General features: G+C 45.2%; 16 protein-coding genes and 1 pseudogene. 12 read left to right on the top strand and 5 right to left on the bottom strand.

What is annotated here, in order from left to right; all coding sequences use genetic code 11:
• Window positions 1-34 precede the first annotated feature (34 nt).
• The gene (locus KDW03_RS05390) at window positions 35-670 is read right to left on the bottom strand and encodes a MotA/TolQ/ExbB proton channel family protein (RefSeq protein WP_271436365.1); all 636 of its coding nucleotides are present in this window, start codon (window positions 668-670) and stop codon (window positions 35-37) included.
• A gap of 260 nt (window positions 671-930) precedes the next feature.
• Here KDW03_RS05390 and KDW03_RS05385 point away from each other — a divergent pair, with 260 nt between their 5' ends.
• From KDW03_RS05385 to KDW03_RS05345, 9 genes are all read left to right on the top strand, one after another.
• Window positions 931-1545, top strand: a complete 615-nt coding sequence (locus KDW03_RS05385; protein WP_271436364.1) for a hypothetical protein — start codon at window positions 931-933, stop codon at window positions 1543-1545.
• The gene (locus tag KDW03_RS05380; RefSeq protein ID WP_271436363.1) at window positions 1545-2375 is read left to right on the top strand and encodes a DUF2764 family protein; all 831 of its coding nucleotides are present in this window, start codon (window positions 1545-1547) and stop codon (window positions 2373-2375) included. Before KDW03_RS05385 ends, KDW03_RS05380 begins: the two co-directional genes overlap by 1 nt.
• Window positions 2375-4132 carry a V-type ATP synthase subunit A gene (locus tag KDW03_RS05375; protein ID WP_271436362.1) on the top strand — a complete coding sequence of 586 codons (1758 nt, stop codon included), beginning with the start codon at window positions 2375-2377 and terminating at the stop codon, window positions 4130-4132. Before KDW03_RS05380 ends, KDW03_RS05375 begins: the two co-directional genes overlap by 1 nt.
• Window positions 4129-5451 (top strand): V-type ATP synthase subunit B, encoded by a 1323-nt coding sequence (locus tag KDW03_RS05370; protein WP_271436361.1) that lies wholly within the window; start codon window positions 4129-4131, stop codon window positions 5449-5451. Before KDW03_RS05375 ends, KDW03_RS05370 begins: the two co-directional genes overlap by 4 nt.
• A gap of 3 nt (window positions 5452-5454) precedes the next feature.
• Window positions 5455-6054 (top strand): V-type ATP synthase subunit D, encoded by a 600-nt coding sequence (locus tag KDW03_RS05365; RefSeq protein ID WP_271436360.1) that lies wholly within the window; start codon window positions 5455-5457, stop codon window positions 6052-6054.
• A 1-nt stretch (window position 6055) separates the two neighbouring features.
• Window positions 6056-7915, top strand: a complete 1860-nt coding sequence (locus KDW03_RS05360; RefSeq protein WP_271436359.1) for a V-type ATP synthase subunit I — start codon at window positions 6056-6058, stop codon at window positions 7913-7915.
• Window positions 7916-7918: 3 nt separating this feature from the next.
• Complete coding sequence (locus tag KDW03_RS05355; protein WP_271436358.1) at window positions 7919-8377, top strand: hypothetical protein; 459 nt, start codon at window positions 7919-7921, stop codon at window positions 8375-8377.
• Between the two features lie 68 nt (window positions 8378-8445).
• Window positions 8446-10269 carry an ABC-F family ATP-binding cassette domain-containing protein gene (locus KDW03_RS05350; RefSeq protein ID WP_271436357.1) on the top strand — a complete coding sequence of 608 codons (1824 nt, stop codon included), beginning with the start codon at window positions 8446-8448 and terminating at the stop codon, window positions 10267-10269.
• A 9-nt stretch (window positions 10270-10278) separates the two neighbouring features.
• The gene (locus tag KDW03_RS05345) at window positions 10279-10893 is read left to right on the top strand and encodes a glycerol-3-phosphate acyltransferase (RefSeq protein WP_271436356.1); all 615 of its coding nucleotides are present in this window, start codon (window positions 10279-10281) and stop codon (window positions 10891-10893) included.
• 2 nt (window positions 10894-10895) lie between these two features.
• Here the strand turns inward: KDW03_RS05345 and KDW03_RS05340 are convergent, their stop codons facing one another.
• The 3 genes and pseudogenes from KDW03_RS05340 to KDW03_RS05325 form a co-directional block, all read right to left on the bottom strand.
• Window positions 10896-12032: a SpoIID/LytB domain-containing protein gene (locus KDW03_RS05340; protein ID WP_271436355.1), complete on the bottom strand. Its 1137-nt coding sequence runs from the start codon at window positions 12030-12032 to the stop codon at window positions 10896-10898.
• 81 nt (window positions 12033-12113) lie between these two features.
• Entirely contained in the window at window positions 12114-13130 is a 1017-nt protein-coding gene (locus KDW03_RS05335; protein ID WP_271436354.1) for a LacI family DNA-binding transcriptional regulator, read from the bottom strand.
• Window positions 13131-13265: 135 nt separating this feature from the next.
• Window positions 13266-14380: pseudogene (locus KDW03_RS05325) on the bottom strand (IS256 family transposase); the annotation flags it as partial.
• A gap of 318 nt (window positions 14381-14698) precedes the next feature.
• On the opposite strand from KDW03_RS05325, the gene KDW03_RS05320 reads away from it, so the two are divergent.
• From KDW03_RS05320 to ahcY, 3 genes are read left to right on the top strand one after another with little or no spacing between them, the layout of a single operon-like run.
• Window positions 14699-15640, top strand: coding sequence for an ArsR/SmtB family transcription factor (locus KDW03_RS05320; protein WP_271436351.1), 942 nt, complete (start codon window positions 14699-14701; stop codon window positions 15638-15640).
• Entirely contained in the window at window positions 15624-16364 is a 741-nt protein-coding gene (locus KDW03_RS05315; RefSeq protein WP_271436350.1) for a methylenetetrahydrofolate reductase, read from the top strand. The genes KDW03_RS05320 and KDW03_RS05315 overlap by 17 nt, the downstream gene beginning before the upstream one ends.
• A 13-nt stretch (window positions 16365-16377) precedes the next feature.
• Window positions 16378-17778, top strand: a complete 1401-nt coding sequence (gene ahcY / locus KDW03_RS05310; protein WP_271436349.1) for an adenosylhomocysteinase — start codon at window positions 16378-16380, stop codon at window positions 17776-17778.
• A gap of 55 nt (window positions 17779-17833) precedes the next feature.
• Here ahcY and KDW03_RS05305 read toward each other — a convergent pair whose 3' ends face one another.
• A complete protein-coding gene (locus tag KDW03_RS05305) occupies window positions 17834-20725 on the bottom strand; it encodes a tetratricopeptide repeat protein (RefSeq protein WP_271436348.1) in 2892 nt (963 codons plus the stop codon).
• Between the last annotated feature and the right edge of the window lie 426 nt (window positions 20726-21151).

The raw sequence follows: 21151 nt of genomic DNA, 5'->3' as shown, positions 1-21151 counted from the left end.
TACTTTTTCCCTAAAAGTATCATATCAAGACAACTTACCAGCGAGGAAGCGATGTATCTTCCGCTTTTGATTTCAAAAGCTGGATCAGTTCCGTCGTCGATATCTCTATATCTGAAATAATACTCTCTACCTGAGCCACAATATAGTTATACGCCACCTGAGCAGGGATGGCCACAATCAACCCATACGCTGTCGTAATAAGCGCCTGAGCAATACCCCCGATAAGCTTCGAGGGATTATTCATACCCTGCGTAGAAAGCACCGTACTCGAGATAATCATCCCGAGCACCGTTCCCAAAAGTCCCAAAAGGGTTGAAACACTCGTCACCGTCGCGAGCACAGGCACATTCCGATGCAGTTTGGGAAGCTCATAAACAGCCGCATCATCCATTGCCTTTTCAATCTCATCACGACTCTTGTTGTATTGCGTCAGTCCGGCGCGAATAATATTAGCCGCAAGTCCCGGATAGTTTTCACAGACGGCTATAGCCTCATCTATCCGTCTCCCCTTGAGTTTCTCGCGCATCTTTTCCTGAATAATCTTCGCATTCTGTCGAACCTGACGGAAAAAAAGCACTCTCTCAATAAAAACCGCAAGTCCCACAATCGAAACCACAAGGATAAAATACATTACTGGTCCACCCTGTTGGAAATACTCCAGGATAACCATCTCTAGCCTCCTTTTCCATCACACAATATTTTTACAAAGGTAAGTATAAAGAAAAAGAAAAAAAAATGCATCTTTTCTTAAAAATTTTTTCTTTTCTTGAGATTCTCTCTCGTTTTACTCGACACAATCAACAAATTTTACCAAGTTTACATTTATTTTTCTTTTATTTTCCATTTTCCAAAAAAAAATCTCCTAAAATATAGACAAAAATTCTAAAAAGATTTATAATACAACAAATAAAATCCGGGAGGAAAACCTCTATGGAAGGCAAGCTCAAAGAACTCACCCAAAAGATCTACAACGAAGGCCTCGAAAAGGCCCGTAAAGAAGGCCAGATCATCATAAAAAAAGCTGAGGAAGAGGCAAAGCTCCTCGTTGAGCAAGCAAAAAAAGAAGCTGAGCAGATCCTTCGCAAAGCAGAGCAAGAATCAGAACATCTCAAACAACGCACTCTCTCCGAAGTGAAGATGGCCTCAGACCAGGCTATGGCAAGCCTGCGCCAGGAAATCATTCGTATCCTGACCGAATCGGCAATCAAACCCAACATCAAAGACACCCTTGCTGATGAAAATATTCTGGGAGAAGTTGTTCTTACCCTCGCGCAGAAATGGACAACTGACCAGGGAAGTCTTGATATTGCCGTTGTTCTGCCAGAGAAACAAAAAGACAAGCTCCTCTCCTGGTTCAAGTCCCGAGCAAGTAAACTCCTCGAACAAGGTATGGAACTTCGATTTGAATCCCGCATGGAAGGAGGCTTCAAAATTGGGCCAAAAGATGGAACATTTCTTCTTTCTTTCACTGAGAAAGACTTTCTCGAATTCTTCCAGTCGTTTCTTAAACCCCAGGCAAAAGAGATTCTCTTTGGAGGCAAGTAGTGCAGTACTACTACCTTGTTTCCAGCTTCCATGATATTGTACTTGATGCAGAAAAAATCGGCAATACTCTCGAAGAGGTCTGGGAGCTCTGTCGTGAGGAAATGTCACACGAGGATTTTGAAGGGCTGCGTCAACTTTTTCTTTTCAATGATATCGCAAACGCCGCTCATTATGGCAAACCAGACTTCATCTATCGTTACCCCGCTTATTACACCCAGGAAGAATTCGAAGAAAACATGAAAGACAGTGATAGCTTTCTCCCTTTTCTTGCCGAGTATTGGTTTGCTTACAACAATGAGCGTCGTCTCTACCCCGAGTATCTTCCCGAAGAGGAACTCACTATTCTCCTTTACGAACATCTCGATGATTTTCATGATCCCTTTGTACGAGAGTACTATGAATTTGAGGCACATCTTCGCAACATCAAATCAGGGCTTGTTGCCCGTCGTTTCCATAAACCGATGGAACGTTCTATGCTTCCCGTGGGAGAATTTGCCGATCTGATGAGACGAAGCTCCTCCCCGGATTTTGGAGTAGGTGGGGAATTCAACTTTATTGAAAAAGCAAGCCAGCTTTACGAGAGTGGACGTCTTCTTGAGATGGAACTTTTCTTTGACGAAGTAAAATGGAAATGGTTGGAGGAGCGTGTCTCCCTGGAAATGTTTTCTGCCCACGATGTTTATAGCTATGTGCTGCGGCTTGCTCTTGCTACTCGCTGGCTTTCTCTGAGTGCCCCCGACGGCAAACAAAAACTGGAAAAACTTGTATCTTCCATACAGTCCAAGATAACCTTTTCACATGAATTCGACATCCACAAGGGGAGGAAATAATGGTCAAAGGAAAAGTAAAAGGTATTATCGCCAACCTGGTCTCGGTTGAAGTGGATGGTCCTGTAGCTCAGAACGAGATCGCTTTTATTAAGATGCCTGATGCCAGCCTGATGAGCGAAGTAATCAAAATCACGGGTAATATTGCGTATGTGCAGGTTTTTGAGTCCACCCGTGGGCTCAAAGTGGGTACGGAGGTAGAATTTAGCGGTCACATGCTCGAAGTAGAGCTTGGCCCGGGTCTCCTCTCCAAAAACTTTGACGGTCTCCAGAATGATCTTGATAAAAAACAGGGGATCTTTCTCCGCCGTGGTGAATACACCGAACCCCTTGACAAAGAAGCGAGATACGATTTCAAGCCTATCGTCAAGGTAGGTGACACTGTCCAGGCGGGAGATTGGCTTGGCTCCGTCAAGGAAAACTGGATTGATCACAAAATCATGGTTTCCTTCAAGCTTGAAGGTAAATGGAAAGTAAAATCCATCGTTTCCGAAGGAAATTATCGTGTAAAAGATACTATCGCTACCCTCGAAAACGACGAAGGTGAAACCACTGAAGTCACCATGGTTCAGCGCTGGCCCGTTAAAAAGGAACTCCGTTGTTACAGAGAAAAACCTCGCCCATTTAAGGTTCTTGAAACAGGTATTCGTATTATAGATACTTTTAACCCTATGGCAGAGGGAGGAACAGGCTTTATCCCTGGACCTTTTGGATGTGGTAAAACAGTGCTCCAGCACGCCATCTCCAAAAACGCCGAGGCTGATCTCATTCTCATTGCAGCGTGCGGTGAACGTGCTAACGAAGTGGTAGAAATATTTACCGAGTTCCCTGAGCTTATTGACCCACGGACAGGGCGTAAACTCATGGAACGAACAACTATCATCTGTAACACATCCAACATGCCTGTTGCAGCTCGTGAGGCTTCTGTCTATACCGCTATGACGATTGCTGAGTACTATCGTAACATGGGACTCAAAGTCCTTCTTCTGGCAGACTCAACCTCCCGATGGGCGCAGGCCCTTCGTGAGATGTCCAACCGTCTCGAGGAACTTCCTGGACCTGATGCTTTCCCCATGGATCTGCCAGCGGTCATCTCCAACTTCTACGCTCGCGCTGGGATGGTTTACCTGAACAATGGTCAAACAGGGTCGGTCACTTTTATCGGAACGGTATCTCCTGCCGGTGGAAACCTCAAAGAACCCGTCACAGAATCCACTAAAAAAGCCGCTCGTTGTTTTTATGCTCTGGCACAGGCACGAGCAGACTCCAAACGGTATCCTGCCATTGACCCTATAGAGAGTTACTCCAAATACCTTGAATATCCAGAAATTCAAGAATACCTCAACAAACGTCTCGGTTCGGACTGGGTTTCCAAGGTATACAACGCTCGAAACTGGACACTCCGGGGCAAGGAAGCGTACGATCAAATCACTATTCTCGGTGATGATGGTGTGCCCATTGACTATCATGTCACGTACTGGAAGTCAGAGACCATTGATTTTGTCCTTTATCAACAGGATGCCTTTGACGAAATTGATGCCATCACACCACTTGAACGTCAAAAGTACATGCTGGATCTTATCACCGAAATACTCGAGAGTGAGTTTGAATTTAACTCCTTTGAAGAGGTTGGCTCCTACTTCAAACGGCTTATCAATATCATGAAACAGATGAACTACAGCCCTTTCAAACAGGAGAAATTTTTGCAATATGAGAAAGAACTCCGTGAAGCTATCGCAGAAAGGAGGAAAAACGCATGAGCGGGCAGGCATTTCAAAAGATCTATACGAAAATAAGCAAAATCACCAAAGCAACATGTACGCTAATCGCTGAGGGTGTAAGTTATGAGGAACTGGCTTATGTGGATGGCAAGCCAGCCCAGGTGGTAAAAATTCAAGGCAACGAGGTTACTCTCCAGGTTTTCCAGGGAACAGCAGGGATCGGAACCAACGCGGAAGTGGTATTTACCGGGGCGCCACCCAAACTCAAGGTTTCAGATCAGCTGGCCGGCCGATTCTTTAACGCATACGGTGAACCGATTGATGGTGGCCCTGAGATCGAAGGAGAAGAACGAGAGATTGGGTCTCCTTCGGTAAACCCCGTCCGAAGAAAACAACCCTCAGAACTCATTGCCACAGGTATCGCGGGTATCGACCTCAACAATACCCTGGTAACGGGACAAAAGATTCCCTTCTTTGCCGATCCTGATCAACCTTACAACATTGTCATGGCAAATGTCGCCCTCCGAGCCAAAGCAGACAAGATCATCCTTGGGGGTATGGGGTTATCAAACGATGACTACCTCTACTTCAAAAATCTTTTTGACAACGCCGGAGCTCTCAATAAGATTGTCTCTTTCGTTAACACCACTGATCAGCCACCGGTGGAACGACTCCTCATCCCGGATATGGCTCTGACGGCAGCAGAATACTTTGCTGTAGACAAAAACGAAAAAGTCCTCGTACTTCTTACCGATATGACCCTGTTTGCTGACGCTCTCGCGATCGTCTCCAACAAGATGGACCAGATCCCCTCCAAGGACTCCATGCCAGGATCTCTCTACTCAGATCTCGCCAAGATATACGAAAAAGCCGTTCAATTTCCTTCGGGAGGTTCTATCACCATTATCGCGGTAACCACCCTCTCCGGTGGAGACATCACCCATGCTATTCCCGACAACACAGGATACATTACCGAAGGACAGCTCTTCCTGCGAAAGGACAGTGACATCAACAAGGTAATCGTTGATCCTTTCCGCTCCCTCTCCCGTCTCAAGCAGCTTGTGATCGGAAAGAAAACTCGCCCTGATCACCCCCAGGTGATGAACGCTGCCGTCCGTCTCTACGCAGATGCTGCCAATGCCAAGACCAAACGAGACAATGGTTTTGACCTTACCGATTATGATGAGCGTTGTATCCAGTTTGCCAGAGAATACTCTGAAAAACTTCTTGCCATTGATGTGAATATTGCTGTAGACGAAATGCTTGATACAGCATGGGAACTTTTTGCTAAATACTTTAACCGAAACGAAGTTGGTATCAAACAAGAATTCATGGATAAGTACTGGAAAGGAAAATAACCTATGGCGATCAAGTATCAGTTTAACAAGCTGGCCATGCAGGCCCTGCAGAAACAGATCAAGATCCGCCAGAATGCCTTGCCGACGCTCAAAAGCAAGGAAACAGCCCTTCGTCTGACAGTAAAACACCTCAAAGAAGAAAAAGAAAAGATCAACGCTGAGTTTCATCAAACACTTGCTGAAATGGAAGCAAATGTCCGATTATGGGTTGAATTTCCTGAGCTTCTTGTCATGCTTGAGGAGATAATCCTCACGACTCAGAAGATCGCCGGGGTTAAGACACCAGAGTTTTCGAATGTAAAGCTCAAAGTCCAACCCTACTCCCTGTTTCTTACGCCGATGTGGTACACGGAAGGAATTAACCAGCTGGAGAAGCTGGCTCGTATCCTCTCCAGGCTCAAGGTGACCGAGCGAAAAATGGAGATCCTCGAATACGCACGGCGTAAAACCACACAAAAAGTAAACCTTTATGAAAAAGTCCAGATCCCGGCGTATGAAGAGGCTATACGAAAGATCAAGCGCTTCCTGGAGGATGTGGACAACCTCGAGAAATCAGCTCAGAAAATTACCAAACAAAAAGTCATCGAGGGTGGGGAGGCCTGACATGGTCGAAAAAATGCAAAAACTCTCGTGCTTTATCTATCATCAGGAGATTGAAAGGCTTCTTGTTGATCTCCAGAATCTTGGACTTGTTCATATTGAAACCATCACCACGGATGATGAGGAACTTCAAAACCTGGAAAGAAACAAAAAACTCCTCGATGATGCTCTCAAGATCCTCAAAAGCTACCTCAAACCAGACAAAAAACTTGCCCAGGAAACAATAACAGAGGATGCTCTCTCGCTTGCCCAACGTATTCTCAAGAGGAATGAAGAGATCCAGCACCTCCAGGCCGAGATTCAAAGTATGGAGAGAACTCTGAAAGAAATCTCCGTCTGGGGCGAATTTGGACCGGAAGACAAAGCACAACTCGAGTCTTTAGGTCTTTCCATCCGTTTTTATGTGGCTCTTGAGTCCGCTTTTAAGAAATTTTCTGCTGAGTATCCTGTGGAAAAGATCAACCAGATCGGGAAAACCGTATATTTCGTGGCTATCACCCCTGCAGGAGAGGAAATCGATGCTCTCAAACCCTATGAGCTTGCCTATAGACCCCTCTCAATGGAAATGCTCGAAAAGGAGATTGCCGTCCGTGAAGGAACCCTCTCAGAGTACTATGTTGAACTCGAACAACTCCTTTCGGCAATTCCTCTCCTTGAAAAAGAAAAACTTTCTATTGAGGATAAACTTTCCTACAGGCTTGCTGAGGTTTCAGCCATCGAAGAAGCAGAGGGAACGGTTCGCCTTCTCCAGGGATGGTTTCCCAAACGCAAACGGACAAAAATTGAAGCTCTGCTTCAGTCTTACACCGTTGTTTACCTCATCGAGGATCCCCAACCGGGCGAAAGTGTGCCTGTACTTCTCCGTAACAATGCCTTTAGTCGTCTCTTTGAGCCAATTCTTTCGCTTCACAGTGTACCATCATACTACGAGATAGATCCCACTCCCCTGGTTGCTCCTTTTTTTGCCTTTTTCTTTGGTCTTTGTATGGCAGATCTCGGTTATGGTTCGATCATGCTCGTTATTACCCTTCTTCTGGTACTTCTCACGAGGGGAAATGCTCGCAGGCTTGCCTGGTTAGGAGTGGTATTTAGTCTGACCACGATGATCTCGGGTTGGATACTCAATAGTTTCTTCGGGATTCAATTAACAGGGGTACTCCCTTCCGAGTTGTGCTCCACCGTATTCTTTGCGAACATCAACGATGCTATGGCATTCTCTCTGATGCTTGGTGTGCTGCAGCTTTCTATTGGGCTTATTGTAAAGGTCATAAACAAGATACGAATGGAAGGGTTTGTGTATGCTCTCCACCCTCTGGGTACACTCTCACTTCTGTTGGGCGTTCTGATTTCCATGATCGCAGGACTCCTCCCCGAAGGATATGCAGTTGGCCCATTTACCATACGGTCCTGGGTGGATGCTCTCCCCCAGCCTCTACTCACCGGGAATATCCTGGCACTCACCGGGGTGGTGCTTATCCTGCTCTTTAACAATCCCCAGAACAAACTCTGGATGAGACCTCTTCTGGGACTGTGGGAGTTGTATGGCACCGTAACCGGTCTCCCGGGAGACATTCTTTCGTACATTCGTCTCTTTGCTCTGGGACTCTCTGGTGGTATGCTGGGAAGTGCCTTCAACCAGATTGCGCTCATGGCTCGTGGGGATAATCCTGGTATACTGAACTGGGTGGGTATGATTCTTATCCTTGTGGTAGGACATGGGCTCAATCTGGCTCTGGCACTCCTGGGTGCTTTTGTTCATCCTTTGCGACTCACATTTCTGGAATTTTTTAAAACCATGGATTATCAGGGTGGTGGACGACGGTATGAGCCATTTCGACATAGAGAATACATGGAAAAGGAGTAGGATATGGAAAACACATTGGCTTTGATTCTTGGAGGTATTGGATTGGGTTTGATGGTGGGTTTGCCTGGCGTAGGTTCAGCTATGGGACTTGTCATTAGTGGAAGCACAGCTATTGGTTCACTGAAGAAACGACCAGATGCCTTTGGTACCCTTCTGGTGGCTTCGGTGCTACCCTCAACCCAGGGTATCTACGGGTTTGTGGGTTTCTTCTTCTACCAGAGTTATATGAAGCCTGAATTGACCCTACTCCAGGGATCCGTGATGCTCGCTGCCGGCATCATGCTTGGATTGGCCGGTCTGGTTTCAGCTATCTATCAGGGTAAGGTTTGTGCTGCCAGTGCGTCAGCTATTGGTTCTGGCCATAACACGCTGGTACCTGGTCTGGTGATGGCGGCTCTTCCGGAGTTTTACGCAATTCTTGCTCTGGTGGCATCGATTCTGATGACAGCCTTGATGGGATAAAACCTATGGTTCTTCTCATACTGAAGGGGCTGTCCTGAAAAAGGACAGCCTTTTTTTAGAGGTAACCAATGATAGCAATAGAAAATGTTTCCAAGTCCTATGGAGGACAGAAACTCTTTACAGGGGTTTCTTTTACCATTCATCCCAGGGAACGGATAGGTCTCTGTGGTCGCAATGGAAGTGGGAAAACCACATTACTCCGCATTCTAGCAGGAGAGGAAGAACCAGACACAGGGAGAGTAGTGTTCCCAAGAGAGTATCGGGTGGGATATCTCAAACAACACCACACCTGGCATTTTTCTACCGTGGTAGAAGAACTCTGTCACCACATCCCGGGGGAGGAAAAACCACGCTACCAGGCTGAGAAACTTCTCCATGGACTGGGATTTAGCCAGGAGATGATAACTCTCTCACCAGATCAGCTCTCGGGAGGATACCAGATGCGACTTGCTCTGGCGTGTGTGTTGATAGCTGAACCAAATCTTTTACTCCTCGACGAACCAACCAACTACCTGGATATTGTTTCCATCCGTTTTCTTAAGAATCTTCTTCGAGGATGGAAAGGAGAGCTGGTCGTTATCTCCCATGATAGAGACTTTCTTGATGACATTATTACCCACACCCTGTATATTCATCGTCAACGAGCGCGCAAAATGGAGGGAGAAACAGAGAAAATGTACCAGCAAATTGCCCTCGAAGAAGAAGTGTATGAGAAAACACGTATCCACGAGGAGAAGAAACGTCAGCAGATAGAGCTCTTTATCAGCCGTTTCCGGGCAAAAGCCCGTCTTGCCAGTCAGGCCAAATCTCGAGCCCGCATGCTTGCAAAGATGGAAAAAAAAGAAAAACTTGAAAAACTTCCTGAACTTGACTTTCATTTTTCCTATGCAACAACAACAGCCAAGATTCTCCTCGAGGTAGAAAACCTCTCTTTTGGTTATGACAGGCCACTTTTTCAAAAGCTTTCATTTCGCGTAGAAAAGGGTGAGTGTGTGGCAGTGGTGGGCCGAAACGGCCAGGGGAAAACCACCCTTCTTGAGGTTTTGCGGGGCAATAAAAAACCCTGGACAGGCACCATCTCTTACCACCCACAAGCTGTGACGCATTTCTTTGGACAATCAGAAGTGGATAAACTCCACCCCGACCACACTATTGAGGAAGAAATTCTCACGGCCATGGAAAATCGGGACCGCACACAGGCAAGAACGATTGCCGGTCTTATGCTTTTTGAAGGGGAACTTGCCGAAAAAACTCTCAAGGTTCTCTCAGGGGGAGAACGCCACAGGGTTCTTTTAGGAAAGCTTCTTGCCAGACCAGCCAATCTTCTTCTCCTCGATGAACCCACCAACCACCTCGATATGGACGCTACTGATGCTCTTCTCGCTGCCCTGGACCAGTTTCCCGGGGGAATTGTCCTTGTAACCCACAATGAAAGTTTCCTCCGGGTCCTGGCAACAAAATTCATCATTTTTGATGAAGGAAAGGTGCGCATATTCGAAGGAACCTATGATGATTTCCTGGAAAAAATTGGCTGGGCATGGGAGACAGAAGACAAGAAAACACCCCCACAAGAAGTGAAAAAAAATACCCGTCAAAAAAGGGCAGAGATTGTGCAGGAAAAGTCCAGACTGTTACGACCTCTCCAGAAGCAACTGGAAACCCTCGAACAATACATCATCTCTCTCGAAGAGAAAAAAAACCATTTTCACACTCTCTTACTGGAAGCTTCTGCCACCTCTCATGCCGAAAACCTCCGCATTTATGGAAAATCCCTTAAAGAAATAGACGAAGAACTCCAAAAAGCCTATGAAGATTACTACAATCTCGCCACCGAGGTAGAAGAAAAGCAAAAATGGTACGAACAAAAACTTGAAGAGATTGATTCTCTGTAAGGAGGCAAAATGGGAATATCTCAACTTGTTCTATTCACTCTTGGGGGATTTTTGATAGGGAGTCTGCCCTTTGCTGTTTGGTTGGGAAAACTTTTTCTTAAAAAGGATGTTCGCCACTATGGAGACCACAATCCTGGAGCAACCAATGTCTTTCGTGCTGGAGGCCGTATGGTAGGAGTGCTTGCAGTTATTCTCGAGATAGGAAAAGGAGCCCTTCCTGCCACCCTGGCCTACCATATCCTCGGTATCCGTGGATGGTGGCTTGTTCTCATCCTTCTCAGCCCTGTTATGGGACACCATCTCTCTCCGTTTCTTGGATTTCGTGGGGGAAAAGCTGTTGCCGCGACCCTTGGGGTATGGGGTGCTGTCACCCTTGGAATTATTCCTGCAAGTGGTGGCATAGTCACCTTTGTTCTCAAATTTTTTCTTGCCTCTGACAGTTGGATAGTCATGGTGCTTTGCTTTGCCAACCTTGTTGCAGGGTATTTCTTCGGTATCTGGAAAGAATGGGAGCTTTTCGCAGGTTTTCTTTTGAACTGGCTCATACTTATCTGGACGCACCGAAAGGATCTCGTTTCTCTACCAAAAATCAAAAAAAGCTCACCCACAAACACCGATTTGTAGTTTTACCAGAGTCTATCAATCTGTGTGCCGATGTAGAAAAAACCAAGAATCTCCCTATACGACTTGCCCGCGAGCGCCATACCATACGCATCCCACTGAGCCATCCCTACCCCATGCCCATACCCTACCCCATAAATAACGAGTTTCTCCTCTTCAAGACGAATGTTGGCACGCGTGCTTTTCATAGCGGTATACCCAAGCATCGTTCTAAGGTTAGTCCCTGGAACCTTAAGTATGCGCCCTGCTTCGTCGGTAAACTGGACAAGCTTCAGTCTCTGAGATGGGGTTCTTTCCACCACTTCCACTTGCTTGATGGAAGCCATCCCGAGCTTTTTTGAAAGAGTGGAAAGAGGGACCTCTAGTTTCCATTCGTATTGAGGGTAGACTTTGTAGTAAGGAGAAGGAACAGAACGAAGATACGGCCAGAGAGTTCCAAAAACCTCTTCACTGTTTTCCGTAAAACCTCCACTGGAGGCATGAAAATATGCCGGAATAATCCTCCCCTGGTAACGAATCACCTCCCCGCGAGTTTCATCAACGGCCAGTGAGGTGGAACGGTGTTCAGCAGAATCTCCTTTATACACCTGGGATCTGGTATCAGCATACACGTCAAAGGGAAGATTTTTCTGCCGACTATTGACCATTTCGTACAGAGCATAGGTTCTTGCAGCTACAGCTTGAGCCTTGAGAGCCTCTTTGGGCCATTCTGGAGAAACTTCAGAAGGCACCACACTGTAGAGGTAGTTCTCTATATCTATCTCGTTAATGAGAAGAATCTGCGAGTTTGTCAAGAGAACAAAAAGATTTCCTCGATAACTTCCTTGCCGGGTGCGGAAACCCTCCGTCACAAAACGGCAGGAGGAATCCTGGAGAAAAACCCCATTAATAACAAGGTAATTGCTCTCAATAGAAAGACTTACCCTTCCCCGTCCTGTTTCCTGATAATTCCCACTCTGAAACACAAAACTCGAGGGAAAAGAAACCATACAAGACGTTACATTTTCCATAATAAGAACGCGAAGGACAGGCATCTTTTCTTCGAGAGGATCTGAGGGAGGAAGGGTACTTGAAGAACAGCCTGTCACTACAAAAATCAACACCAAAAGATTCCAGCAAAGGGTGTACAACAATCGCTCCATGGAAATACTCCTTTTTCTTGCCTAACAAAAAAAATATCGGAAAAAAAGAGAAAATATCAAGAAAGAAAGCTCGGCAAATGACTAAACCAGTTCTCGTGTGGTTTTCCTCACGATAAGGGTAGGCATGAGCGCAACCTTCTCAGGCTTACTCCCGGGTTGATTTATCCGCTCCATAAGCATATCAAGGGCTATTTTAGCAATCGTTTGAAAAGACTGTTGCACTGTCGTAAGACCAAAAAAGTCGGCAAAATCCATATCATCATATCCCATGACTGAGATCTCCTCCGGCACAGCCACACCCGCTTCCTTACACGCTTCCAGAACACCAATCGCCTGGAGATCACTGGTGCACATAATAGCCGTGGGTCGGTTTTTCATCTTGAGAATCTTGTGAGCAATAAATCTTGCGCCAGCTCTCGACCAGTCATTGACAAACATAATCCCCGGATCAAAGGGTATCCTTGCCATATCAAAGGCAAGTCGATATCCCTCGTGCCGATGTTTTGCTACCTCAAGATGAAAGGGATCTTCATGGGCACCATTGATAAGAGCAATCCGCCTATGTCCCAGTTTGATAAGATGCTGGGTGGCATGAAACATCCCCATCACATTATCAAAGTAAACAGAGGGAAACGAGGGGTGTACATTATCAAGGAGCACAAGGGGGAGCCCTGACTGCATGGCAAGAAAAGCTTCTTCTTTGAGAAGGGGAAGAGAAATCACAATGAGACCGTTCAGTTTTTTCTCACCGAAAATCTTCTGAAGAGTGTGGGTCTTGATCTCCGGGGTAGCTGCGTCATAAAGCACCAACTCATAAGGGAAAGGTATCACCTGAGAAATATGGGAAAGTACCTTGTAAAAAAATTCACCAAAGAAAAACGGCACGAGAACCCCTATCTGATTGGATTGATGAGAATGAAGCCCGGAGGCAAGGGGGGAGGGATAATAGTTAAGCTCCTCAATAGCCTTGAGCACCCTTTCTCTTGTCTCATGGGCAACATTCGCTTTGCCGTTGATAACACGAGACACAGTAGCTGCCGTTACACCGGCAAGCCTGGCAACGTCATAAATGGTAACCTTTTTGTGAGTCTGTGCCATGAGAACTCCTTATCTATTTCTCGTCTTTCTTTATTATAGAGTACAATAGCCATTGTGTCAATAGCTTTTTTCGCTATTTTATTATTTTTGGGTTTTGAAAAAAGCATGGCATTGTGTCAAGAAAATTGTGTCTAGTCATAGGATAACCTCGCTGTGAATATTTTCTTTGGTGTATGAGTGTTGCTCACGATAGAGTTGAAAGTAATACTCCCAATTTTTTAACTTTCTTTTTAAGAACTTCTCATTTTGGTATCTTAATAACAGGTAAAGATATTTCTCAACTGAAGCCTCGCTTTGACACATTTCCATTGTTTTTAATCTCCTTTTAAGTTCTTTAAAGAGTCTTTCCAGGGCATTGTTTGTATACACCATGCTTCGTATTCCTTCAGGTAATTCCATGTAAGTGAATATATTCTCTCTTATTGTCAAGAGGTTATTCATTAAGTTGGGATAGATATTTTTCCATTTTGTGTAAATTTCATAAACAATTGTTCTGCCTCCTGTTTGTCTTTGGCATGAAATACCTCTTTTATTTCAGTGGCAATGATATTTCTGTGTTGAACTCTCACTTTAGCCAGTATGTTTCTCATGACATGGACTACACAGGGCTGATACTTTGCGTGGGGATATATCTCTGTTATGACGTTTTTCATACCACTTAAGCCATCAGAGACAATAAAATGAATCTGTTTGACACCTCTTTCTCTTATATCTAGCAAAATTTCCCGCCAGTTATAAGCACTTTCCATGCCTCCTGGCAGGTAGTATCCTAAAATCTCCCGTCTTCCCTCAGGTGTAATGCCTATAGCTACATATATTGATTCATTTTCTACCCTATCTCTCTTGATAGGAAACACCATAGCATCCAGAAATACCACGGCATATTCTTCCATGAGAGGGCGACTACGCCACTTCTGAATCTCTTCTATGCCTACCTGGCTTATCCTTGAGATGTTAGCATAAGAAATCTTTATTTCATAAAGCTCTTTTAAAACTTCTGCTATCTTCCTTGTTGACATTCCTGATATCAACATAGCCCTGATTAATGCATCTAAGTCTTCTGTGATACGTTTGCGATAGGGAAGAAGGGCACATTTAAATCCATTATCCCTTGTTCTTGGAACACGTATGGCTGTAAGCTCGCCAAAAGCTGTCTTTAAATCCCTTTCGTAAAAGCCATTGCCTTTTGTGGGAGGATTGTTTTCCAGGTAAATCTCTCTTTCCTCTTTTAACATACTCTCTAATACTTCCTTGACAATTGGTTTGAATAGCTCTAAAATATTCTTCGTCTCAATCATATCTGGCCTCCTGTGATAGTTTTATTTATATTATCACAGGAGGTTATCTTTTTCCTACCAGACACAATTAAGTATACACTGCCAAGCATGGAAAACATCTTTCACACAGGGATGCTCTTGATTCCTCCCACAAACGTTTTGTTGTGTTTTCCTGAATTCAAAAAGCCTTTCCCAATAACCTTCCTTTTTTGCAGAATTCTTTCAAAAACTTGCAAATTTTTTCTCGGTATGGTATACTGTAATATCACTATATCTGGATATATTGATATAATGAAACAGGCACTCGATCGTCAGTGGCTACGCATACTTGCAGATGAGACCAGGTTGCGAATTGTCAAGATACTCACCCTCCACGAATGGAGTGTCAATGATCTTGTTCATATTCTTCGTGTAGGACAATCGAGAATTTCCCGTCACCTTGGCATATTAAACGAAGCAAATCTGGTAAAGGTACGACGTCAGGGATTATGGGCCTATTATCGACTCGGAGAGGTGTGGCAGGACAATACGTGGCTCAAGCTCACTCTCGAAATGCTCAGCGATCCTGTATACGAAGAGGATGCCATGTCTGCTCGCCTGTGGGAAGAACAAAAAAAGACGGCAACCCAGCAATTTTTTGATGATGTGGCTTTTCGCTGGCAACGTCTTCGACTTGAGCTTTTAGGAGAGATGGATCCTCTGGATATGGTACTCCAGGATATGGGACATTTTCAACGGTGTGCTGATCTGGGATGTGGGGCTGGAGACAGCCTGTCAACTCTTCTTCATTACGCAGATTGGGTAATTGGCATCGATAACTCAACCCAGATGATGGCACTCGCCAGGCAACGATTTATAGAGGAGCCCCGGGTGGAATTTCGTTATGGCGATATCGAGGACCTGCCTCTCAGAGATGGTGAAATCGACCTCGCCACAGCCAATCTTACCCTTCATCATCTTCCCACTCTCCAGCGCTGGGCACAGGAAATGGCAAGGGTTCTCAAGCCTCATGGGCATCTGGTGGTCGTCGATTTTCTCCCTCACGAGGAAAAGATGCTTAAGGAGGTTTACCACGATCACTGGCTCGGGATTGACCCCTTAGAACTTACAAACCTTCTCAAGGCTCAGGGTTTCTCTGAGGTAAAATACCAAACACTCCCTCTCAAAAAACATACACTGGAGGTGTTTATGCTCTGGATGAAAAACGGAGAAAACCATGGAAATCTCACTTGAATTGGTGCCAAGAAAGCGAGAAGATTTTGAACAAGAAATCCTCTGGACCAGAACGCATATTCCTCAGATTAGTTATGTAAACATACCTGATTTAACCCGCCTGCCAACGAGGAGCTGGGAGGCTTTTGAATGGGTTAATGGGCAGTATCCTGTTATTGTTCATATTCGAGCCTCGGATATTTTGCCCGATAGGGTAGAAGATTTTGCCACGGATCTCAAGAACCGTGGAATACGTCACCTGCTCGTCGTCCAGGGAGATGAACGGGATGATGGTCAACAGGGGATGACTTCCGTGGAACTGCTTGAGGGTCTGCGTATGTGGGAGAATGATTTTGTTTTGTATGGGGCTATAGACCCGTATCGACAGGATATTGCCAAAGAGATGCGATACGTGGAGAAAAAAATCCTTGCAGGAGCAAAGGCTTTTTTGACCCAGCCGTTTTTTGACAAGAAGCTTCTCACGACCTATCATCGGGCATGTGAGGGACTTTCTGTATGGTGGGGAGTCACACCCATCCTTTCCGAAAAAAGCCTCATCTACTGGAGGGAGAAAAATGGTGTTCCTCTCCCCGATGATTATGATCTTTCTCTTGAGGGAAATGCCGCATGGGCAGCCACAGTGATAGAGGAAATCAGCGGCGATCCCAACGCCTCGCTGTATCTTATGCCTATCCGTGTGGATGTTCAAAGCTACCTACCCAAAATCTTTGAAAAACTATCCTGAAAAGGAGGATACAATGGAATACAAAGTCAAAGACATCTCTCTTGCCGATTGGGGGAGAATGGAGATTGAAGTCGCTGAGCAGGAAATGCCCGGTCTGATGGCAATTCGTGAAAAGTATGCGCCCTCTCAACCACTCAAAGGTGTGCGTATCACCGGATCGCTTCATATGACCATCCAGACAGCTGTGCTCATTGAAACCCTGGCAAAACTTGGCGCCGATGTGCGATGGGCAAGCTGTAACATCTTTTCCACCCAGGATCATGCCGCCGCAGCCATTGCTAAAGCCGGCATCCCCGTGTTTGCATGGAAAGGAGAAACCCTCGAGGAATACTGGTGGTGCACCTTGCAGGCTCTTAGCTTCCCGGGCGGCAAAGGACCAAACCAGGTTGTGGACGATGGAGGAGATGCTACCCTTCTCATCCACAAAGGATACTATGCAGAAAAAGACCCCAGCCTTCTCGACAAAAAACCAGAAAGCCGAGAAGAGGCAATTATCCTCAGTCTTCTCAAAGAGGTTCAAAGAGAACGCCCGGGTTTCTGGCACGAGGTGGTTAAAGACTGGCACGGTATTTCAGAGGAAACCACAACGGGGGTTCATCGTCTCTACCAGATGGAATCCAAAAAAGAACTCCTTGTCCCTGCCATCAATGTGAACGATTCGGTTACCAAGTCCAAGTTTGATAACCTCTATGGTTGTCGGGAGTCTCTTATCGATGGCATCAAACGCGCTACCGACGTTATGATCGCTGGCAAGGTAGCTGTTGTCTGCGGTTACGGCGATGTGGGTAAGGGATGTGCTCAAGCCCTTCGTGGAATGGGCGCCCGTGTGATTGTTACCGAGATAGATCCTATTAACGCCCTCCAGGCGGCCATGGAAGGCTTTCAGGTAACCACGGTGGAAGATACCCTTGGCATTGGTGATATTTACATCACAGCAACAGGAAACTGTGATGTCATTCGTATCGAACACATGGAAAAGATGAAATCCGAAGCCATTGTATGTAACATCGGGCATTTTGATGATGAGATCCAGGTAGATGCCCTGAACAACTATCCTGGCATCAAACGAATCACCATCAAACCCCAATACGACAAATATATCTTCCCCGATGGACACGTAATTTATCTGCTCGCAGAGGGAAGACTTGTCAATCTTGGGTGTGCAACAGGGCATCCCTCTTTTGTGATGTCCAATTCCTTTTCAAATCAGACACTTGCCCAGATTGACCTTGCCAAAAACTGGCAAAACTACGACAGAAAAGTCTATCGTCTCCCCAAGCATCTTGATGAAGAGGTAGCCCGCCTCCATCTGGAAAAGATAGGAGTAAAACTTACCAGGCTCACTCCTAAACAGGCTGCCTATATCGGCGTTCCCCTCGAGGGACCATACAAACCAGAGCATTATAGATACTAAATAAAAAAGGCTGCCTTCTGGCAGCCTTTTTTAAAAAACAAAGGTTTCCAGGTAATTAATCATTTTTGGGTAAGCGGTTTAAAAGCTCTTTTGCCAGGGTGGACTGAGGAGAATTAGGATACCTCTCCACAACCTGCTGAAGGTAGCGACGGGCAAACTCCCATTGTTCATTGGAAAAATAGGCAGCACCAATACCGTAGAGAGCCTCGGGATACAGGGATTCCTCCTCATATTTCGTGAGAATACGACTATACGCCTGAATCGCCTGGATGTATTGTTTTTGTTGGGAGAGCAAGTTGCCTATCTCGAGGGCTGCCCGGGCAGCATCCGGAAAAACGCCAACAGACTCTATCTCGGTATAGGTCTGGATAGCCTCTTTTATCTTGTCATTCTCCTCATAGAACCTGGCAAGTTTCGATAAAGCAAGAGAACGGGCTTCTTTCGTTTTACTTTCACGTACCATAATTTTGTAAAGCTTCTCAGGGTCTCCCTTTGCCTCCTGAACCATCTGGAGTTCTTTTAACTGGACCCTTGCCATCTCCGCATCAGGGGTTTTGGGAAACTGCCCTATCAAAGTATTGTAAGCATTTCGAGCTTTTTCATAATTATTCAGAGAGAAATAGAGATTGCCAAGCTGAAGAAGAGAGTCGGGAAGATAATCTCCTCGTGGATATTTGCTTACATACGTCTCAAACATGCGAATGGCATCAAGCTTTTTGTCAAGACGAAGGTAGGTCCTTCCCAACCAGTAGTAAGCAGCAGCTTGATATTCGCTTGGGGGAAGCACAAGAAGCCTCTGATAGTGCTGGATAGCCTCGTCATACTTCTGACTGCTAAAAGCAATTTCTCCCATACGAAAAACAGCCTCTGCGGTAGCAACGCTATAAGGAAATTCCTGAAGAAGCTGTTGGTAGATAGATTCCGCCGTAGCTTTCTCCCCTTTTTTGAGATAACACCACGCCATCTCCGCATAGGCTACCGGTACCTCTTGAGTGATATTCGCTTGCATCGCTTGCTGGATATAGGTTTCATACGTCTTTATAGCCGCATCGTACTTTTCCATGTTGTAGTAAGCCTTGGCGATGTAAAGCTGGTTTTCTAAAGCCGTCGTGAGGTTGGTTGTCGTGGTGGACGAACGTTCATAATTCTTAATAGCCTCTTCGTAGAGACTTTCACGAAAATACGCCCATCCCAAAAGATTGTAAAAGGCAGCTTTTTGTTCTTGAGAAAGGTAAGCAGTATCCGCCCCCTCATAGAATCGGATCAAATCTCTAAAACGTTCCTGCCGGAGGTAAACCCATCCCGCCTTAATGAGGGATTCTCCAGCATACGATGAGGTACGATACCTGCGATATACCTGTTCAAAGTTGGTAAGCGCTTCTCCATACCGCCGCTGGTTATAATACAGAGAGGCAAGACTATACAGCGCGAGAGCCGCTCTCGGGCTATTGGGATAGGAGTTTGCCATACGAAGATACGTTTCCTCTGCTCGGGGAAAAAGCCCCCTCTGAAGATACACCCATGCTATAGCAAGGTAGGCACTATCAGCAAAACGGCTGTTGGGATAGTTGCGCAACAGATAGTTGTAATTGTATAACGCATCGTCCCATTTTTTCATAGAGGCATAGCTATTCCCCGTATACATAATTGTTTCTTCTATTCGACTGGCTGTGGGGAAAAGTTTGCGAAATTGGTCCAGATCACGTACCGCCTCTTCATATCTTTCCTGTTCAATACGTGAACGAGCCCTCCAGTAGAGTGCATCAGGAAATTGAGGGGTGTCACCATAGTTTTCAACTATTTCAGAAAAATAGCTCTCCGCTTCGGAAAACTTCCCGAGAAGAAAAGCAAGCTCTCCCAACTTTTGTTTAGAGAGGGGAAGATACGCTGAATCCAGACTCGAAAGGCGGATGTACGCATTTTTTGCATACTCATAATCCGATAAAAGAACAGCCAGTGAAGCAAGCTCTAAAGAGGCTTTTAATTGCATTTCCTTATTTCTGGTAAGCTTAAAGAGTTGCTCAAGGACTTTTTTTGCTTCATCGTATCTTTTTTGCATCTTGTAGAGAAGCGCCAGCTTGTAGAGGCCATCCTCGCGATAGTCATTCGGCGTAGAACCAAAACGTTCATATTTCACCAGGGTTTCAAGATAGTTGATTGCCATAGAATAGTTTTGCATCTCGATATCTATCATTGCCCGGTAGTAGATACCTTCAGCAACAATAGTTGGAGGCGCATTGGAAAGCAACTGGAGAATAATGCTTTTCGCTTCTGGGTATCTTTTTTCTGCAAAGGCACACTTGGCAAGAACCATCTGCGTTTGAGGGAAAAGTGGAGAACGGGGATAACTTGCGAGAAAACGCTGAGCCTGCTCCTTTGCCACGCGGTAGTTTCCATCGTAGAACAAAGCAAGCACAATACGATAAAAAGCCATTTCCCTGAGAGGAGAATTGGTCATCCCTATCACAGAACGGAACTCCTCGATGGCAGAACCATACTTCCCCTGTAAAAGATACACCGACCCCATAAGGTAGTGGGCATCGTCTATGTACTCACCCTTTGGATAATTCCGTAGAAAAAGAGTCCCCTGTTGAATCACCTTATCCCAATTGCGAAGAGAATAGTTAGCCTCCACGATAAGATACGCCACATGTTCCCTATAAGGAGAATAGGGATAAAAGCTTAGAAACTGATTAAAAAGCTGAATAGCACGCTGATAACGCTCATCTTCATAGTAACAAAGAGCACGATAGTAAGCGGCATCATCGGCATACTCTCCAAAAGGATCAAGACTCAGGACCCGATCAAACAACCGTATAGCTATCGTATAGGCTCGATCAGTGTACGCAGCCCTCCCAGACAGAAAAAAACGTTCCACATCTTTGGTTTGAGCCAACGCAAAAAATGGAAGAAAAAGAAAAAATAACAGAATCCATTTTTTTTCCATGAACGCTCCTTGTCAAATTGTTTTCCATAGTATATATAGTATGGCACAAAAGTGCTTTTTTTGCAACTCAAAGAATCTCACAAAAAATCTTGAAGGACAATTGTACACAACGATAAAGGAAAAAACCCATTCTTTCACTTCGTTCACCGGAAAAAACCTCTGGAAAACTTTCCTACCAAAAGATCATACCAGCCATCCAGGCTGGTATAACTTTTCCCCACAGAAAATCCGCTCCAGGAAAATACCGGTTTTTGAAGTAAAAGAATATTGATTTCTAGGATTTTCTTTTCCCCTTTTGCAAAAAAGAAACAGCATCTTTACGGTACTCAAGCAGGTAAACAACACCCCCTTTGCTGTCACATTTTTATATTTTTTGTGATGGGAAAAAAGTATTTTTTTGAAAAACATACCAAAATACTTGACTTT

Source organism: Thermospira aquatica (assembly GCF_023525255.1).
Taxonomy (GTDB): Bacteria; Spirochaetota; Brevinematia; order Brevinematales; family Thermospiraceae; genus Thermospira; species Thermospira aquatica.
This window is presented reverse-complemented; position numbering and strand designations above follow the sequence as displayed.

Coding starts and splice junctions, on each gene's coding strand:
- KDW03_RS05390 (WP_271436365.1), bottom strand. CDS start 670: ATGGTTATCCTGGAGTATTTCCAACAGGGTGGACCAGTAATGTATTTT.
- KDW03_RS05385 (WP_271436364.1), top strand. CDS start 931: ATGGAAGGCAAGCTCAAAGAACTCACCCAAAAGATCTACAACGAAGGC.
- KDW03_RS05375 (WP_271436362.1), top strand. CDS start 2,375: ATGGTCAAAGGAAAAGTAAAAGGTATTATCGCCAACCTGGTCTCGGTT.
- KDW03_RS05370 (WP_271436361.1), top strand. CDS start 4,129: ATGAGCGGGCAGGCATTTCAAAAGATCTATACGAAAATAAGCAAAATC.
- KDW03_RS05365 (WP_271436360.1), top strand. CDS start 5,455: ATGGCGATCAAGTATCAGTTTAACAAGCTGGCCATGCAGGCCCTGCAG.
- KDW03_RS05360 (WP_271436359.1), top strand. CDS start 6,056: ATGGTCGAAAAAATGCAAAAACTCTCGTGCTTTATCTATCATCAGGAG.
- KDW03_RS05355 (WP_271436358.1), top strand. CDS start 7,919: ATGGAAAACACATTGGCTTTGATTCTTGGAGGTATTGGATTGGGTTTG.
- KDW03_RS05350 (WP_271436357.1), top strand. CDS start 8,446: ATGATAGCAATAGAAAATGTTTCCAAGTCCTATGGAGGACAGAAACTC.
- KDW03_RS05345 (WP_271436356.1), top strand. CDS start 10,279: ATGGGAATATCTCAACTTGTTCTATTCACTCTTGGGGGATTTTTGATA.
- KDW03_RS05340 (WP_271436355.1), bottom strand. CDS start 12,032: ATGGAGCGATTGTTGTACACCCTTTGCTGGAATCTTTTGGTGTTGATT.
- KDW03_RS05335 (WP_271436354.1), bottom strand. CDS start 13,130: ATGGCACAGACTCACAAAAAGGTTACCATTTATGACGTTGCCAGGCTT.
- KDW03_RS05320 (WP_271436351.1), top strand. CDS start 14,699: ATGAAACAGGCACTCGATCGTCAGTGGCTACGCATACTTGCAGATGAG.
- KDW03_RS05315 (WP_271436350.1), top strand. CDS start 15,624: ATGGAAATCTCACTTGAATTGGTGCCAAGAAAGCGAGAAGATTTTGAA.
- ahcY (WP_271436349.1), top strand. CDS start 16,378: ATGGAATACAAAGTCAAAGACATCTCTCTTGCCGATTGGGGGAGAATG.
- KDW03_RS05305 (WP_271436348.1), bottom strand. CDS start 20,725: ATGGAAAAAAAATGGATTCTGTTATTTTTTCTTTTTCTTCCATTTTTT.